General features: G+C 37.5%; 10 protein-coding genes. All 10 read left to right on the forward strand.

What is annotated here, in order from left to right; all coding sequences use genetic code 11:
- Window positions 1-106: 106 nt before the first annotated feature.
- The 10 genes from BUC21_RS10960 (at window position 107) to BUC21_RS11010 (ending at window position 18056) form a co-directional block, all read left to right on the forward strand.
- Window positions 107-2887, forward strand: coding sequence for an alpha-L-rhamnosidase (locus tag BUC21_RS10960; protein ID WP_139261414.1), 2781 nt, complete (start codon window positions 107-109; stop codon window positions 2885-2887).
- Window positions 2888-2996: 109 nt separating this feature from the next.
- Window positions 2997-4568: a glycoside hydrolase family 28 protein gene (locus BUC21_RS10965; protein WP_073402286.1), complete on the forward strand. Its 1572-nt coding sequence runs from the start codon at window positions 2997-2999 to the stop codon at window positions 4566-4568.
- 244 nt (window positions 4569-4812) lie between these two features.
- A complete protein-coding gene (gene rhaB, locus BUC21_RS10970; RefSeq protein ID WP_073402289.1) occupies window positions 4813-6285 on the forward strand; it encodes a rhamnulokinase in 1473 nt (490 codons plus the stop codon).
- 18 nt (window positions 6286-6303) lie between these two features.
- Entirely contained in the window at window positions 6304-7557 is a 1254-nt protein-coding gene (locus tag BUC21_RS10975) for an L-rhamnose isomerase (RefSeq protein WP_073402292.1), read from the forward strand.
- Window positions 7558-7648: 91 nt separating this feature from the next.
- Window positions 7649-8680: an L-rhamnose/proton symporter RhaT gene (gene rhaT, locus BUC21_RS10980; RefSeq protein ID WP_073402295.1), complete on the forward strand. Its 1032-nt coding sequence runs from the start codon at window positions 7649-7651 to the stop codon at window positions 8678-8680.
- A 27-nt stretch (window positions 8681-8707) separates the two neighbouring features.
- Window positions 8708-9517 (forward strand): rhamnulose-1-phosphate aldolase, encoded by an 810-nt coding sequence (rhaD, locus tag BUC21_RS10985; RefSeq protein WP_073402297.1) that lies wholly within the window; start codon window positions 8708-8710, stop codon window positions 9515-9517.
- A gap of 94 nt (window positions 9518-9611) precedes the next feature.
- Window positions 9612-10919: a glycoside hydrolase family 88/105 protein gene (locus tag BUC21_RS10990; RefSeq protein WP_175550516.1), complete on the forward strand. Its 1308-nt coding sequence runs from the start codon at window positions 9612-9614 to the stop codon at window positions 10917-10919.
- Between the two features lie 171 nt (window positions 10920-11090).
- Complete coding sequence (locus tag BUC21_RS10995) at window positions 11091-12005, forward strand: helix-turn-helix domain-containing protein (protein WP_073402299.1); 915 nt, start codon at window positions 11091-11093, stop codon at window positions 12003-12005.
- A 550-nt stretch (window positions 12006-12555) separates the two neighbouring features.
- Window positions 12556-14661 carry a hypothetical protein gene (locus BUC21_RS11005; protein ID WP_073402304.1) on the forward strand — a complete coding sequence of 702 codons (2106 nt, stop codon included), beginning with the start codon at window positions 12556-12558 and terminating at the stop codon, window positions 14659-14661.
- 50 nt (window positions 14662-14711) lie between these two features.
- Window positions 14712-18056 (forward strand): DUF4450 domain-containing protein, encoded by a 3345-nt coding sequence (locus BUC21_RS11010; protein WP_394332757.1) that lies wholly within the window; start codon window positions 14712-14714, stop codon window positions 18054-18056.
- The last annotated feature ends 329 nt before the right edge of the window (window positions 18057-18385 follow it).

The raw sequence follows: 18385 nt of genomic DNA on the forward strand, positions 1-18385 counted from the left end.
TTTTTTAAGGTAAAAAGGATAACAGGTTAAAAAGAAAGCACAGAGTTTATTTTCTGAGAAGATTTACTTTGTGCTTTTTGCTAATTATATGAACTTAAACTGTACTATGATGATAAAAAGAATTTTATTAGTTAGTTGCTTTTCCTCATTTTATATCTATTGTTCTGCTCAGCAGCTTGGATGGCCTGCTGTAAAAACAGAAGCTAAACCTGCAGCACGTTGGTGGTGGCTCGGAAGTGCTGTAGATGAAAAGAATCTTACTTATAACTTGCAGGAATATTCTCATGCAGGCATGGGAACAATGGAGATTACTCCTATTTATGGAGTAATGGGTAATGAAGCTCGTGATCTTAATTTTCTTTCTCCCGAATGGATGAAGATGTTACGTCATACAGAGTCTGAAGCAAAAAGGCTGGATATGCAAATGGATATGAATACTGGTACGGGTTGGCCATTTGGTGGACCTGAAGTTAGTATTGAAGATGCTGCAAGTAAGGTTCTTTTTGAAGAATACCAACTTAATGGAGGCGAACGTCTTACTACAAATATTCAGGTTTCTGATGAAAAGCAAAAATCTATTGCTACTCTTTATCGTTTAATGGCTTTTTCTGATAATGGCCAGCGTAAGGATATTACTTCAAAAGTAGATAAACAAGGCAAACTTAATTGGGTTGCACCTGCCGGCAAATGGAGATTGATAGCAGTCTTTAATGGTAAAACGTTACAAAAAGTAAAGCGTGCGGCTCCTGGTGGTGAAGGATATGTTATGAATCATTTTTCACGCAAAGCTGTAGCTAACTATCTTAATCGTTTTGAAAGAGCATTTGCTTCTACAAAAACTCCTTATCCACATAACTTTTTTAATGATTCTTACGAAGTATATAATGCAGACTGGACTCCCGATCTTCTCGAACAATTCTATAAACGTCGCGGATACAAACTGGAGGAATATCTTCCGGAATTTCTGGATCAGAATCGTAATGAGATAACAGCCCGTATTATTTCCGATTATCGGGAAACAATATCTGAACTGCTTCAGGTAAACTTTACCAGTCAGTGGACTAACTGGGCGCATTCTCATGGAAGCATGACACGTAATCAGGCTCATGGTTCACCTGGAAATCTCATTGATCTTTACGCAACTGTAGATGTACCGGAATGTGAAGGTTTTGGTCTTTCGAATTTTGGAATTAAAGGTTTAAGAAAGGATTCATTGACTTTGAAGAATTTCTCAGATCTCTCTATGTTGAAATATGCATCTTCTGCAGCTCACATTTCCGGGAAACCTTATACTTCTGCCGAAACATTTACCTGGCTTACTGAGCATTTCCGTACTTCATTGTCTCAATGTAAACCTGATATTGATTTGATGTTTGTTTCGGGTATAAATCATACTTATTTTCATGGAACTCCTTATTCTCCCCAAGATGCCAAGTGGCCGGGCTGGTTGTTTTATGCTTCAATAAATATGTCGCCAACTAATACAATCTGGCATGATGCTCCTGCACTTTTCCAGTATATTACTCGTTGCCAGTCTTTCTTGCAAATGGGTAAACCGGATAATGACTTCCTTGTTTATTTGCCGGTTTATGATATGTGGAATGATGTGAATGGTCGCTTGTTGCAGTTTGATATTCATAAAATGGATAAAAACGCTCCAAAATTTATTGAAACCGTTCATAAGATTAATCAAAGTGGATATGATGTAGATTATATCTCTGATAATTTCATTCGCAATACAAAGTGTGTTGATGGTATGCTGCTTACAAAAGGTGGAGTTAAATATAAAGCAATTATTATTCCTGCTGTAAAAAAGATGCCCGATGATGTATTAGCTCATCTCATATCTCTCGCAGAGCAAGGTGCTAAGATTATTTTTATAGAGAATTATCCTTTGGATGTTCCTGGATTTTCTAAATTGGAACAGAGACGTTCTCATTTTAAAAACTTATTGAGTCTGCTTCCTGTTGCTCCCGATTTTAAAGAAACAGCATGTAAGTCTTTGAAAAAAGGAACGGTTATTACTGGAAGTGACTATCTGAAAACGTTGGCTGCAACAGGTGTAGTTAACGAAGAAATGAAAACCATTAATGGCTTGAACTGTATCCGTCGTTCTAATGAGTCAGGTTATCACTATTTTATAGCTTCTTTACAGCCAAAAGATGTTGAAGGCTGGATTAATCTTGGTGTAAAGGCGGTTTCGGCAGTTATTTATAACCCATTAAATGGTGAAAGTGGTAAAGCGAAAATCAGACAAGCCAATGGACGTACTCAGGTATATGTTCAAATCAAATCGGGTGAGTCTATTATCTTGAAAACATTCACAAATGATGATGTACAGATGGCTGATTGGGAATATATAGTTCCGCAGACTGTAGGGCTGACAATTGATAATAACTGGAAACTTCATTTTGTTAAAAGTGAACCTGAAATAGATGATGTTTATAATATTGGTAAATTGTGCTCATGGACTGAGTTGAATGAGCCTAAGGCGAAGATAAATATGGGAACTGGTGTTTATAGCGTAAATTTCAATCTTCCAACGATTGCAGCAGAAGAATGGGTGCTTGATTTAGGCGATGTAAGAGAAAGTGCCCGCGTTAAAATCAATGGTAAAGAAGTTGCAACACTCTGGTCGGTTCCTTTTACTGCTAAAGTTGGAAAATTCCTGAAACCGGGTGAAAATAAGATTGAAGTAGAAGTAACTAATCTACCGGCAAATCGTATTGCTGATTATGATCGTCGTGGCATTGAATGGAGAAACTTTAAAGAAATAAACTTAGTTGATATCAATTATAAACCAACTAAATACGGTAATTGGGAAGTTGTACCATCTGGCTTGCTGGGACCGGTAAGGCTTATTCCGGTTAACTTGATTAATGAATAGTTGTATTCTTGATATCGGCAATTGGGGCTTTGTGTGTAATTGAGTCTCAATTGTCGATATTTTTTTTGATGAAAAATGAATAAACGATTAATTAACTTATAATATTTATATGATTTTGAAAACAAAACTTTTTCTTGCTGCTTTAGCTTTGAGTGGTGCCGTATTTGCATCGGGAAACTCTGATAAATATAGCTCTTTATATAAAAATCTTCCTTTTGAGATGCCTCGTATTAAGGTGCCTGTATTTCCCTCTAATAGAGTTAATATTGCAGATTTTGGCGTAAAAGGTAATGGCGTTGATTTATGTACCGAGGCTTTTAATAAAGCAATAGAAAGTTTAAGTAAGAAAGGTGGTGGTGAACTTGTTGTTCCTAGTGGCGTATGGTTTACTGGTCCTATTGTTTTGAAGAGTAATATAAATCTTCATCTTGAAAAAGGAGCAATAATCTTATTTTCTCCTAATGTAGATCTTTATCCACTTGTTGAAACATCTTTTGAAGGACTTGACACACGTCGTTGCCAGTCACCAATTTCAGGACGTAATCTAACCAATGTAGCTATTACAGGTGAAGGAGCAATTGATGGTAATGGAGATTACTGGCGTCCGGTTAAAAGACAGAAAGTAACTGAAAGTCAATGGAAAGAATTTACTTCACGGGGTGGTACTTATAAACGTGATGATTACTGGTTTCCTTCAGAGAAAACATTGATGGGTGATAAAATAGCAGATATGAACGTTCCTCGTAATCTGAAAACAGAAGAAGAGTGGCTTGCTGTTAAAAATTTCCTTCGTCCGGTAATGGTTAGCCTGATAGAATGTAAAAATGTATATCTTCAAGGCGTTATATTTCAAAATTCTCCGGCATGGAATCTTCATCCGTTAATGTGCGAGAATATAATTATCGAGGATGTTGCAGTTCGGAATCCTTCTTTTGCTCAGAATGGCGATGGGCTTGATCTTGAATCATGCAAAAATGCTTTGATCATTAATAGTACATTTGATGTTGGTGATGACGGCATTTGTCTTAAATCGGGTAAAGATGAAGATGGTAGACGCCGTGCTCGTCCGTGTGAAAATGTGATTGTTGATAATTGTACGGTTTTTAAAGGTCATGGAGGCTTTGTTGTTGGTAGTGAAATGTCTGGTGGTGTTAAGAATGTGATGGTTACAAACTGCAAATTTTTAGGAACAGATGTAGGACTTCGTTTTAAGAGTCGTCGTGGACGAGGTGGAGTTGTAGAAAATATTTTTGTAAAAGATGTCAGTATGATGGATATTGCAACTGAGCCACTGCTGTTTGATCTTTATTATGCTGGGAAATCAGCTGTAGAGGTGTTGGAAGATGGTGAAGAAGGACAGTCTAAGGTGAAAGTGTTGCCTAAGGTTGATGAAACTACACCGGCTTTTAAGAATATTCATATAAAAGGATTAAATTGTAGTAATGCACGACGTGCAATGTTTTTTAATGGTTTGCCGGAGCAAAACATACACGGTATAGCCATAGAAGATGTTTTCGTAACTTCAAAAATTGGAGGAGAAATAGCAGAATCAGATCATATTAAACTTAACAATGTAATAATACATCCGGCTGAGGGACCTGCTTTGATTATCAGAAACTGTAAAGAAGTTAATCTTGGTGATTTTAAAGGGGACGTAAAACGCATAAATGATTCCAAATAATCAATTACCAAAACGAGCAGTTTTAAAATCAAATTTTACAATAACACTCAAATAATAATAAGTATATTTGCGATAAAATCAATATTAATTATTATATAATCCGGTTATATGTCTGAGGGGGCATCTTTAGGAAATTTGTTTTGCTAAGAGATTGACCTTTAATGATTTCTCTGTAAAACAATCAATGGCGAGAAAGTTACAGTGAATAACTTCTGGAGTGTTAAATTATAAAAGAAAATACGTAATGGAGAACAAAAACTTTTTTGCCGTAGATCTAGGTGCAACTAGTGGACGCACAATTCTTGGCACAGTTAAAGATGGTTCTATAGAACTTAGAGAATTGACCAGATTCCCCAATAATATAATTGAGGTTAATGGACATTTTTATTGGGATATATTTGCTCTGTATAATGAGATAGTTAATGGACTGAAGCTTGTTGCTAAAGAGAAAATTGAAATTACCTCTATTGGTATTGATACATGGGGTGTGGATTTCGTTTGCATTGGTAAAGATGGTGAGATCCTTCGTAATCCTTATAGTTATAGAGACCCTCACACTGTGGGAGCTCCTGAAGAATTCTTTAAGAAAATGCCTCGTGAGAAAGTATATGGTTTGACTGGAATTCAGATTATGAACTTCAATACTTTGTTCCAGTTGGCTACCATTCAGAAAAATAACTCTTCAGTATTGCCTGTTACAGACAAGATTTTGTTTATTCCAGATGCGTTGTCTTACATGCTTACTGGAAAAATGGTTACTGAATATACATTTGCTTCTACAGCTCAGATGCTTAATCCGGAAACAAAGCGATTTGATCCGGAATTGTTGGAAGCTATTGGGATTAAGAAAGAAATGTTCAATGATATAGTTTATCCAGGAACAGTTGTTGGTTCTCTTTCTAAATCAGTTAAAGAGCAAACAGGCCTGGGAGATATTCCTGTAGTTGCAGTTGCTGGACACGATACAGCCTCTGCCGTTGCTGCTGTTCCTGCTGAAAACAAAAACTTTGCATATTTAAGTTCTGGTACTTGGTCATTGATGGGTATTGAATTGGATAAGCCAGTTGTAACAAAAGAAAGTTATGAACTGAACTTTACAAACGAAGGTGGAGTTGAAGGTACAATTCGTTTCTTAAAGAATATCTGTGGTATGTGGTTGCTCGAACGCTGCCGTAAAGAATGGGAAAAAGATTACTCTTATGGCGAATTGATTGATGCGGCATTAGCTGCTCCAGCTTTTAAATGCCTGATTAATCCGGACGCTCCATGTTTTGCAAATCCGGTTTCAATGATTGATGCGATTAAGAATTATTGTGTTAAGACTAATCAAGCAGTTCCTGAAACCTTCGGTGAAATTACACGTTGTATTTTTGAAAGTCTGGCTTTAAGATATCGTCAGGTATTGGAAAGCTTACAGAAAATGTCAACTTACCCAATTGAAAAATTGCATGTAATTGGTGGTGGCTCAAAGAATAATCTACTGAATTCATTTACTTCTAATGCATTGGGTATTGAAGTAATTGCCGGACCTTCTGAAGCTACTGCTATAGGAAATATTATGTTGCAGGCTAAAGCTGCCGGACTGGTGCCTGATATTCAAAAAATGCGCGAACTAATTCGTAGCTCTGTTGAAGTAAATGTGTTTACTCCAGCTGATGAAGAGCTGTGGAGTAGTGCTTATGCTGAATTCTTAAAAGTATATAGAGAGGATATTTAAAAATAAAACAAAAACATCATGAAAGACGAATTAATTAAAAAAGCTTATGACATTGCAGTTGAAAGATACGCTGCAGTTGGGGTAGATGTAAACAAAGCATTGGAAGATCTACAAAAGATTTCATTATCACTACACTGTTGGCAAGCGGATGATGTAACTGGTTTTGAAAATCCAGACGGACAATTGTCTGGTGGTATTCAGGCAACAGGAAACTATCCTGGAAAAGCTCGCAACATTGAGGAACTTAGAGCTGATATAAAGAAGGCTGCTTCTTATATCCCTGGAACTCATCGTTTGAACTTGCACGCTATTTATGGCGATTTCGGTGGCAAGTTTGTTGATCGCGACCAAATTGAACCAAAACATTTCCAAAGCTGGATGGAATGGGCAAAAGAACAGAATATGAAGTTGGACTTCAACTCTTCTTCTTTCTCTCACCCAAAGAGTGGAAGCCTTACTTTGGCTAACCCAGACAAAGAAATTCGTGATTTCTGGATTGAACATACAAAACGTAGCCGTGCTATTTCTGAAGAAATGGGTAAGTTCCAGGGTTCTCCTTGTGTTATGAACTTATGGATTCATGACGGTTCTAAGGATCAAACAGTTAATCGTCTTAAGTATCGTGAATTGTTGAAAGACTCTTTGGATGAGATTTTTGCAACTAAATATGATAACATGAAAGACTGTATCGAAGCTAAATTGTTCGGTATTGGTGCTGAAAGCTACACTGTAGGTTCTTATGACTTCTACTTAGGTTACGGTGCTAAGAACAATAAGATCGTAACTTTGGATACAGGTCACTTCCACTTAACAGAAAGCATTGCTGATAAGATTTCATCTTTGTTGTTATTTACTCCAGAAATCATGCTTCACGTAAGTCGTCCTATCCGTTGGGATTCTGACCACGTAACTATCATGAATGATGATACTTTAGATTTAGCTAAAGAAATTGTACGTTGCAATGCACTTGATCGTGTAAATATTGGTCTTGACTATTTCGATGCTTCAATTAACCGTATCGGTGCTTATGTTATCGGTTCACGTGCAACACAAAAATGTTTCATGCAAGCATTACTTGAACCAATCGCTAAGTTACGTGAATACGAAGCTAACGGTCAGTTCTTTGAACGTCTTGCTCTTCTTGAAGAAGCTAAGAGTCTTCCTTGGAATGCAGTTTGGGATATGTTCTGCTTACAGAACAATGTTCCAGTAGGTGAAGAGTTCATCGCTGAAATACAGAAATACGAAGCTGACGTAACAATTAAAAGATAATAATTAATTAAGCCGAATGTGCATGGATACCCATATGCTTTTTAGCATATGGGTTCATTCGTACAAATAGGTGTAATGTTGATATAATATTATGAATACACTGATTGGTTTAATTATTATTGCTATAGGTAGTTTTGGACAAAGTAGTTCGTATGTGCCTATTAAAAAAGTTAAGCAATGGAGCTGGGAAAGTTTTTGGCTCGTGCAAGGTATCTTTGCCTGGTTAGTATTCCCTTTACTAGGTGCATTACTTGCAATCCCTGCAGGTAGCAATCTCTTTCAATTACTAAGTTCTGGTGGTGCTCTTCCTTCAATGGCTTATGGTGTGCTTTGGGGAGTAGGAGGTTTGACCTTCGGATTAAGTATGCGTTACCTTGGAGTTGCTCTGGGGCAGAGTATTGCTCTTGGTACTTGTGCCGGATTTGGAACCCTTTTTCCTGCAATATTCAGCGGTAAAGATTTGTTTCACGGAGAAGGTTTAATGCTTCTTATCGGAGTATGTATTACTTTGGCCGGAATAGCTGTTATCGGATATGCAGGAAGTCTTCGCTCTAAAAATATGACTGAAGAGGAGAAGAAAGCTGCTGTTAAGGATTTTGCTTTAACTAAAGGTTTGCTTGTTGCTTTACTTGCAGGTGTAATGAGTGCTTGCTTTGCTTTAGGACTCGACGCTGGTACACCAATTAAAGAAGCTGCAATAGCAGGTGGAGTTGAAGGTTTGTATGCTGGTCTTCCGGTTATATTCCTTGTAACACTTGGTGGATTCTTAACCAATGCAGCATATTGCATACAGCAAAATATAAAAAACAAGACTGGAAAAGAATATTTCTCGGTTGGTAGTCAGACTTTAACAAATAATGTGTTATTTTGTGCTCTTGCCGGTGTACTTTGGTATTCACAGTTCTTTGGTTTAGAAATGGGTAAAAGTTTTCTTCTTGACAGTCCTGTTTTATTGGCTTTCTCATGGAGTATTCTTATGTCTCTTAATGTTACTTTTAGTAATTTTTGGGGAATTATCCTTAAGGAATGGAAAGGTGCAAGTAGTGCTACTATTGGAGTATTAGTTCTTGGTTTAGTGGTTCTTATATCTTCAATAATCGTAGTTGCCATGGCGCAATCTTAAAATGATAATTAATTAGTATTAGAATATATGAAATCTATTTTAGAAAATAATCCGGCTCTTGCAAAACAAGTAGCTGAAGTGGCTGAAGTAGCTGGATACCTTTGGCAAAAAGGTTGGGCAGAACGTAATGGTGGTAACATCACTATAAATATTACAGATGTAGTTACTGATGAAATCAGAGAGATGAAAGCTATTAGCGATAAGATGCAAATAGGAACAACTCTTCCACATCTTAAAGGTTGCTATTTCTTCTGCAAAGGTACTAACAAACGTATGCGCGACTTAGCACGTTGGCCAATGGAAAACGGTTCTGTTATCCGTATTTGTGACGATTGTGCAAGTTATGAAATTATAGCAGATCAGGTTGTTCGCCCTACTTCAGAACTTCCTGCTCACTTGTCTATGCACAATTATTTAATTGGCAGCGGATCAAACTATAAAGCAGCAATGCATACTCATCCAATTGACTTGGTTGCTATGACTCACAATCCTGCATTCCTGGAAAAAGATGTGCTTACAAAACTACTTTGGAGTATGATTCCTGAAACAAGAGCATTCTGTCCAAGAGGATTAGGTATTATTCCTTATAAATTACCTAGTTCAATTGAATTGGCCGAAGCGACAGTTAAGGAACTTGCAGATTACGATGTAGTAATGTGGGAAAAGCATGGTGTTTGTGCTGTTGGCGAAAATGTAATGGAAGCATTTGATATGGTTGACACACTTTCTAAATCAGCTCAGATATATCTGACAGCAAAGTCTATGGGCTTTGAACCTACAGGTATGGCCGATGAATTGATGGAAGAATTGAAAGTAGCTTTTAATCTCCCTAAATAGTAAAGTGTATAATTAAAAATATTATGTTAGAATAAGAGAATTGAATTTGAAAAATCAAATTCATCTCTTGTTCTAATATAATCTATATTCGTTTATGATGAATTTAAAGAAGAATTTATTGCTGGGTGTTATCACCCTTTTTTTTGTGCCTATTTCTGCTCAAACTAAGATGACTCCAAAAGAGGCTGCTGTTAAAATTGCCGATCGTATTTTAAGCAGTACTACATGTGAGTTTAAAAATAAAAAGACAGGAGAGGTATATAAGTCACTTAAAAATGTGCCTCTTACAACTGATGTTAAAGTTGAAAGTAAATATAATGATTGGCATTATACAAATGGTGTAACAAACATTGCTTTACTTGAATTAGCAGATAAGATTGGCGACAAAAAGTATGATGAATATGTCTTAAAAAACATGAACTTCGTATTTAATGAAGGAAATCTTGATTATTTCAGGAAATTATATGATAAGACATTAAAAGAAGGAGGATGGAAAGCTGTTCGTGAAGTAAACTGGCACATGATTTTCCGTGGAAAACGTCTTGATGATAATGGACCCATGGGAGCAAGTTTGATAGAACTTCAGAAACGTCATCCTAATAAATCATTCTTGAATTATATTAATCAGACAGCTGATCATTTAAATTATGCAGAGCCACGTTTGGCTGATGGAACTATAGCGCGCCTTTGGCCGCATGTTAATACAATTTGGGCTGATGATGCTTTTATGGCTATATCTTTCTTGTCCAGAATGGGCACTCTGACAGGAGATGAAAAGTATTTTACTGATGCTGCTACTCAGATTTTGAATTATACTAAGTATTTGTGGTGCCCTGAGAAAAATATATATTACCACTGTTACCATACTGATAATAATGAGCATGGAGTTGCTCATTGGAGCCGTGCAAATGGATGGGTATTTATGGCACAGGCAGATCTTCTTACCAGAATGGCAAAGAATCATCCATTGCGTGATGCTGTGATTAAGAATTTCCAGCGACAAGCTAGTGGTGTAGCCCGTTATCAAGGTAAGAATGGCTTATGGCATCAGCTTCTTGATAAAGAAGATTCCTTTGAAGAAATAACAGGTACTGCAATGTTTGTATTTGGTATTGCTCGTGGTGTTAAAGAAGGGTGGTTGCACCCTGATTTTATTTATGTGGCTGAGCAGGGGCTTAAAGGAATGATGAAGTTAATTACAGATAATGGCGATGTTACTGGTATCTGTGTAGGTACCGGAATTATGCCTGCTATTACATATTATTATAATCGTCCTACTCAGGAAAATGATCCAATGGGAGAAGGTCCTGTTTTAAGGGCACTGGTTGAAATGATTGATGCTCCTAGTTATAAAGAAATAAGAGCTGAGGAACAATATGATAAAATAGTAGTGAAGAAATAAGAATAACCTTATTTTATTATCTTTATGTGAGTTTTTTGTAAAAATATATATTTGTTTTTGCAAAAAACTCACATTTATTTTTTTATTTTTTTAGGGTTCCTTTTGTTCTTTGTCGTTTCATTGTCAGAAATAATATCTATTTTTGCCTAGATAACAACACTTTAAGCAACAATGACAAGGGATTATAACGATTTGGGTGTAGATTTTAAATATTTAATTGTTAATGACATGGACCACAAGTTTGGTCTGTCTGTTAATACTGTGGGTTTTCAATCTATAGTTCCAAATTCTCCTTATCCTCTGAAAGACCATCCTTCAGGTTATTTTTTTAATGCTCAAAAAGGCCGTATATTAAGAGAATATCAGTTTGTATATATCACAAAAGGCCGCGGACTTTTCACTTCTGATTCAACACCTGAGACTCAAATTTGTAAAGGCCGCTTAATGGTTCTTTTTCCAGGTCAATGGCACACTTACCATCCACTAATACATACCGGATGGAATGAATATTACATAGGATTTGAGGGAGAAATGATTGATAACATTGTCAAAAATTCATTTTTGTCACCAGAAAAGCAGATTCTTGAAGTTGGTTTAAATGAAGAACTGGTAAATCTGTTCTCGCGTGCAATAGAGGTTGCAGAAACCGATAAGATATCGTCCCAACAATATCTCGCAGGAATTGTATTGCATATGCTTGGAATGATTTTATCCATATCCAAGAATAAAATGTTTGAGCTTGGAGATATGGATCAAAAAATAGAGCAAGCTAAAATTATTATGAACGAAAATGTCTTTAAAGATGTTGATCCTGAAGAACTTGCTATGAAGCTGAATATCAGTTATTCCTGGTTCAGAAAAATATTTAAGGACTATACCGGATATGCTCCTGCAAAATATTTTCAGGAACTGAAGTTGCGTAAAGCAAAGCAACTTTTAGTTGGCACCTCACAATCAGTCAAAGAAATCTCGTATCAATTAAATTATACTTCAACAGAACACTTTTTCTCTTTATTTAAGAGAAGAACAGGATTTACACCACTTGAATATCGTAGTTTTGGTCGTGAGACAGAGTCTGAACTCTAAAACTTTAATAATGAATATGCTGAGTGTTATTATCCCTAACTGAAACATCACGAAAAAAGTTCTGTTCTCACTATTTTAACCACAATCAACAGATTCTGGGAAGAGATTCAATGAAAAAACACTTCCATTAATATTAAAATCCTCTTTGTGTATATGGTATCTCGCCCCTGAGCCTTTGCCGGAAATGGCAAGAAATGGCACGAAATGGTGAGGGATGGGTTCGAAAGTGAGGGAAATAGTGATGGATGAAAATGCTACCATCACCATTTAATTAGCAAGTAATCAAATAGATGCACAAAGAAAGTGATGGAGTGATGGTTGCTTTTTATTTTTTATTCGCCTTTGCTTTTCAGCCATTCACCAATGGATTTTATTTATTGGTGAATAATTAAAATTTAATGATAATACAAGATAGCATTTATCTTGTATTTGCGTTAGTTTACAGTCAAATAACACAGCATAAATGTCATTGTTTATATAAAATAAGGAAAAATAAACGTCTATATTTGTGCTTATAATCAAAATACTATCTAAATAGCCAAGAAACACTATGAAAAAGATTTTATATTCTTGTTTAGCACTCATCTGTTCAGTGAGCGGAGTTGCAAAACAAACGCCGATTAATCGTCTGGCTTTGGTTACCCGTAATAATCCACAGGTTACAGCATTTAATTCTCTTTCTTCTCTTTCAGTAGGGAATGGAGAGTTTGCTTATACTGTTGATGCTACAGGTTTGCAAACATTCCCTGAAATCTATTCAAATGGAGTACCACTAGGAACTCAATCTCAGTGGGGATGGCACAGTTATGCCAATCCTAATAATTACAAACATGAAGAGACGCTGAAAAACTATGATTTTGGTCATGGAAAGCAAGAACCTTACTCAACGCAGTTTAATGAAGATGGTCGCCCAAAAGAAGCGTCCAACTGGTTTAGAGTAAATCCTCATCGTTTACACCTGGGAATTGTAGGTTTCGAATTAGGAAAGAATATAAAAGCAAGCGATATTACTAACATCAACCAGAAATTAGATTTGTGGAAAGGTGATATAATAAGCAACTTTACCCTGAATGGCAAATCTGTGCAAGTGGAAACAGCTTGTCATCCTCAGAAGGATATGATTGCTGCAAAAATCAATTCATCATTGCGCCCTGCAGTTAATTTCCGTTTCCCTTATCCAACCGGCGGACATTGTGACGATGCTTGCGACTGGACAAAGAATGATCTTCACACCACTGTTGTTGTTTCTCAGGATGCAAACTCGGCAATTCTTAAAAGACAACTTGGTGAAACAGTTTATTATGTTCAGATAAAGTGGGAAGGAAAAGCGAAACTATCGGAAAAGCAGAAAAACTATTTTGTACTTACTCCCCAATCAGATAAGTTTGCTTTTACTTGTTTATTTACTTCAAATATTCAATATGATAAGCAACCTGGTGTTGCAAATACATTTGCTGCGTCGGGTAAATACTGGACTTCCTTTTGGAAGAATGGTGGTGCAGTAGACTTTTCTGCATGTAAAGATGCTCGTGCTAAAGAACTTGAACGTCGCGTTGTGCTTTCACAATATCTTCTTGCAATTCAATGTGCTGGTTCTACACCTCCACAAGAAACCGGACTGACTTATAATTCATGGTTTGGCAAGTTCCACCTTGAAATGATCTGGTGGCACCAGGCACAGTTTGCATTGTGGAATCGTCCGGAACTTCTGGACCGCACGCTGGGATGGTATGAGAAAGCTTATCCGATAGCAAAAGAAATTGCAAAACGTCAAGGTTTTGATGGCATTCGTTGGATGAAGATGACAGACCCTTCAGGAATTGAAGCTCCTTCAAAAGTAGGTTCATTCCTTATCTGGCAACAGCCTCACTTAATCTATATGGCCGAACTGCTTTATCGCAGCAATCCTAATGCTGAGGTTCTTAAGAAATATAACAAACTGGTGCAGGAAACTGCTGAATTTATGTACTCGTTTGCTACTTACGAAAAAGATAAAGATCGTTTTGTGTTGAAAGGAGCTATCCCTGCACAGGAAACTCTTCGTGCTGCCGAAACTGTAAATCCTCCTTTTGAACTTTCTTATTGGCACTTTGCTATGAGTGTTGCTCAGAAATGGCGCGAACGTATCGGTGAAGAACGTAATAAGAAATGGGATGAACTGATACAGAAGCTTTCTCCGCTTGCTGCACAAGATACTTTATATCTGGCAGCAGAAACGGCACTCGATACATATAAAGATATTCGCTTTACTTCCGACCACATGGCTGTACTTGGTGCAGAAGGTATCTTGCCTAAGTGTAATCTTGTTCGTGAAGATTATATGAAGAATACATTAAACTGGATCTGGGATAACTGGAACTGGAACGAAACCTGGGGATGGGATTATCCGATGACTGCAATGAATGCGGCTCGCCTTGGTGAACCGGAAAAAGCTGTTGGTGCACTGTTGATGAATAAACGCACAAATACTTATCTGGTGAACGGACACAATTATCAGGACGATCGTTTGCGTATCTATCTTCCTGGGAATGGTGGCTTGTTGACTGCTATCTCTATGATGTGTGCAGGCTGGGATGGTTGTAAGGAAAAGAATCCGGGCTTCCCTAAAGATGGAAACTGGGATGTGAAGTGGGAAGGGCTTTCTCCAATGCCTTAACAGGATCTATTTGATGAATAATAATCAGATCTTGATAAAATAAAAAAGATATGTTTAATCTGAAATTAGTGAAGATGCTGCTATTCCTCTTTTTGGGAATTACAGCTTCTGCACAGCCATTAGCTTCACTTAATGATTCTCAGCGAGGAGCGCAACGTAAATTACGTTATACTCCCGATGGGGAAGACTTTGTGATTGTTAATGGTGATAAGAAGTTTAATCGTGCACTCTACGGTGATCATACAGGTTTTCGTGTAGAGACAGGTGATGTGCCCGAATTTGCTCTTTACCTCCCACGAATGGGTGGAAACCTTAGCTTTGGAATTGTCCGCGATTCTAAAACTTTATCACTAAATAAAGCATCTTATATTGAAAGCCGTTATAGAGCCGGCTCGCGTATATATACTATTAAAGATCCTGTTTTGGGAAAAGGATTTATTCGTATAACAGTTCTTTCAATGTATGGCGCCGATGGTGCTGTGTTTAAAATTGAAACGAATAATTTGCCAGGTAATACTTTTCTAACCTGGCGCTTTGGCGGTGCTGCCGATAAACGATTCAGCCGGGAAGGTGATTTGGGTGTTGATCCTTATGACAGCTTCGATCTTAAACCCGAATATTGTGCGGGTAATGTCTATTCAATAGACCGCAACAGTTTTACCCTGAAGTTTGGAAAAAAAGAACCACGTCAGTTGAAAGGAATATTTCCTTTAGATGCAAAATTGAATGTTACCACAGATTTACCTGTACTGGATGGAAAATTATCTGTTGCCGGAGGTAAAACATATTATATGGCTTTGCAAAGTTCAAATCTGGATAAATCATTAGATTATCCGGCATTGGCAGATTGTTTTGCTAAGTCCGAAGCTGCTCGTGTTCAGCTGGCTTCAAGAATTAAAATAAATACTCCCGATCCTTACTTTAATACGCTTGGTCCAACACTGGCTGTAGCGGCAGATGGTATATGGAGTGGAGAAGTATGGCTTCACGGAGCAGTAGGTTGGCGAATGCCTCTTAGTGGTTGGCGTGCAGCTTATACAGGAGATGCACTGGGCTGGCACGATCGTGCCCGTTCTCATTTCAATGCTTATGCAGCAAGTCAGGTTACTGATGTTCCCGCTGTGTATCCTCATCCAACTCAGGATAGTGCAATGAATCTTTCCCGTTCGGAAAAGAAGTGGGGTACTCAGATGTATAGCAATGGCTATATTTGTCGCAATCCTCGTGAGAATAACAAGATGCATCATTACGATATGAACTTGTGTTATATCGATGAACTCTTGTGGCATTTTAATTGGACGGGAGATTTAGCCTATGCAAAACAGATGTGGCCGGTTATTACCCGTCACTTAGCCTGGGAAAAAAGAAACTTTGATCCGGATAATGATGGATTGTATGATGCTTATTGTTGTATCTGGGCCAGTGATGCCTTGTATTACAACAGTGGAGCGGTTACACACTCTTCAGCTTATAATTATCGTGCCAACAGTATGGCTGCCGAGATTGCTGCCAAGATAGGAGAAGATCCTAAACCTTATGCCGATGAGGCTAAGAAGATTTTGAATGCATTGAATACCCGACTGTGGATTCCTTCCAAAGGACATTGGGCTGAATTCCAAGATTTCATGGGCAAAAAGAAGCTTCATGAGAGTGCTGCGGTGTGGACTATCTATCATGCAATAGACTCGGATATTCATAATCCATTCCAGGGTTATCAGGCTACCCGTTATGTAGATACAGAGATTCCTCATATTCCGGTTGTTGCAAAAGGTTTAAAGGATGAAGGTTATGCAACAGTTTCCACGACCAACTGGCTTCCTTATTCATGGTCAATCAATAATGTTGCTTTTGCCGAGGTAATGCATACTTCGCTTGCTTACTGGCAAGCCGGAAGAAATGAAGAAGCATTTAAATTATTAAAGAGCTCGGTTCTCGATGGAATGTATTTGGGTAGCAGTCCGGGTAACTTCGGACAAGTCAGCTTTTACGATGCAGCACGCGGAGAATGCTACCGGGATTTTGGTGACCCGATAGGAGTTGCCTCCCGTGCGCTTGTTCAGGGACTTTTTGGTGTGTTGCCTGATGCAATGAATGGACGAGTTTTGGTTCGCCCCGGTTTTCCTTCAGCCTGGGATCATGCATCTATTTCCACACCGGATATTGATATTGCTTTTAAGCGTACTAATAATACAGAAGTTTATAACGTTGAACTTAAATTTGAAAAGCAGCTGGCTTTGGAATTACAAGTTCGTGCTCTCTCAGATAAAATTAAATCTGTAAAGGTAAACGGTAAAGATGCTAAGTGGTCATTTGTTGAGTCTGCTGCCGGATATCCAATAATGAAAATATCTTCTCCTTCTGCTAAGAAGAACAAGATAGAAATTGTTTGGGGAGAAAATAAGCTGGTTAAATCTCCGGAAGTAGTATCTGTTATGAATGGTTCTTCCTATTCAGTAAATCTGAATTGTTCAGTAAAGAAGATCTATGATCCGCAGAATATTTTAGCTAATGCAAAAATCTCTGGTAATAACTTATCGGGTAATGTAATTGCTGAGGCTGGTAGTCATACACTGTTTGCTCTTGTTTCTCAGGGAAAAATGGAGTGGTGGATGCCGGTTAATATTAATGTGAAAGGAGAAAACAAAGTTGCATTTAAGGCATTTGTCGATGTAAACGGCTCCACTTGCGAACCGGTTAATATGGATGGAGCATTGAACGATTCGGTAAGTAAGATATTTAAAAATGAATATCTGTCGCCACGCTCACCATATACAACGCTTCAGTTGCCAAAGCAAGGTATTGGTGAATGGTGTCATCCTCAGACAACAGCGGATATTGACGACTCGGGTGTTCGTTCTAAAGTTCGTGATGGAATATTGTCAACTACTCTTGGAGTGCCTTTCAGAACTCCAACTGTGGGTAATAATATTGCTTTTACATCTCTCTGGAAAAACTATCCAGAAAGGGTTTCTGTAGAATTAAATGGAAAAGCTTCTCATATTTATTTGCTTTTGGCGGGTACAACAAACCACATGCAGAGTCATATAGTAAATGGAATTGTAAAAGTGACTTATAAGGATGGATCAGCAGAAGTGCTGAACTTAATTAATCCGGATAATTGGTGCCCTATCGAACAAGATTATTTTGTAGATGGAGCTGCGTTTAAACTTCAATCTCCTCGTCCTTACAGATTACATCTGCTATCGGGTATTGTGAGTGATAATCTGGAAAAGGAACTTCACATAGAAGGTGTTTACGGAAGAAGTATCAAAGGAGGTGCCGGTGTATTACTTGATCTTCCATTGAATAAGAATAAAGAATTAAAGAGTCTGGAGTTGGGGACTGAAGCTAATGATGTGATTATTGGTTTGATGGCTGCAACTCTGCAGAGATAAGATGATTAGTTAGAATTAAAATATATGTTTGTTTAGATTAGATTTGTTAGTGTTACAAGAGGCGGAATTTTAGTCCTGTGAAGGAGCGAAATTCTGCCCTTGTTGTTTTTAAGAACTTTATAAGCACTCTTGTGAAGTGTTTGTATAACCTGCTGAGTTATTTATTTAATATGGCGAATGGTCTATGAATTCTTGTACAAAACAATTAATTCTTCTGTACAAAAGAAAGAATTGTTTTGTACAGAAGAATACAATCTTTTGTACAAGATGTTTAAAACCTTCCGCCAGCTTTTTTAATAATAAGCTGTATCCTCAATTATATTAAACCA

The sequence above is a fragment of the Bacteroides luti genome, from assembly GCF_900128905.1.
In the GTDB taxonomy this organism is placed as follows: Bacteria; Bacteroidota; Bacteroidia; order Bacteroidales; family Bacteroidaceae; genus Bacteroides; species Bacteroides luti.

What these genes read in the sequence shown, in the direction of transcription:
- BUC21_RS10960 (WP_139261414.1), top strand. Translation starts at nt 107, where the DNA reads ATGATGATAAAAAGAATTTTATTAGTTAGTTGCTTTTCCTCATTTTAT.
- BUC21_RS10965 (WP_073402286.1), top strand. Translation starts at nt 2,997, where the DNA reads ATGATTTTGAAAACAAAACTTTTTCTTGCTGCTTTAGCTTTGAGTGGT.
- rhaB (WP_073402289.1), top strand. Translation starts at nt 4,813, where the DNA reads ATGGAGAACAAAAACTTTTTTGCCGTAGATCTAGGTGCAACTAGTGGA.
- BUC21_RS10975 (WP_073402292.1), top strand. Translation starts at nt 6,304, where the DNA reads ATGAAAGACGAATTAATTAAAAAAGCTTATGACATTGCAGTTGAAAGA.
- rhaT (WP_073402295.1), top strand. Translation starts at nt 7,649, where the DNA reads ATGAATACACTGATTGGTTTAATTATTATTGCTATAGGTAGTTTTGGA.
- rhaD (WP_073402297.1), top strand. Translation starts at nt 8,708, where the DNA reads ATGAAATCTATTTTAGAAAATAATCCGGCTCTTGCAAAACAAGTAGCT.
- BUC21_RS10990 (WP_175550516.1), top strand. Translation starts at nt 9,612, where the DNA reads ATGATGAATTTAAAGAAGAATTTATTGCTGGGTGTTATCACCCTTTTT.
- BUC21_RS10995 (WP_073402299.1), top strand. Translation starts at nt 11,091, where the DNA reads ATGACAAGGGATTATAACGATTTGGGTGTAGATTTTAAATATTTAATT.
- BUC21_RS11005 (WP_073402304.1), top strand. Translation starts at nt 12,556, where the DNA reads ATGAAAAAGATTTTATATTCTTGTTTAGCACTCATCTGTTCAGTGAGC.
- BUC21_RS11010 (WP_394332757.1), top strand. Translation starts at nt 14,712, where the DNA reads ATGTTTAATCTGAAATTAGTGAAGATGCTGCTATTCCTCTTTTTGGGA.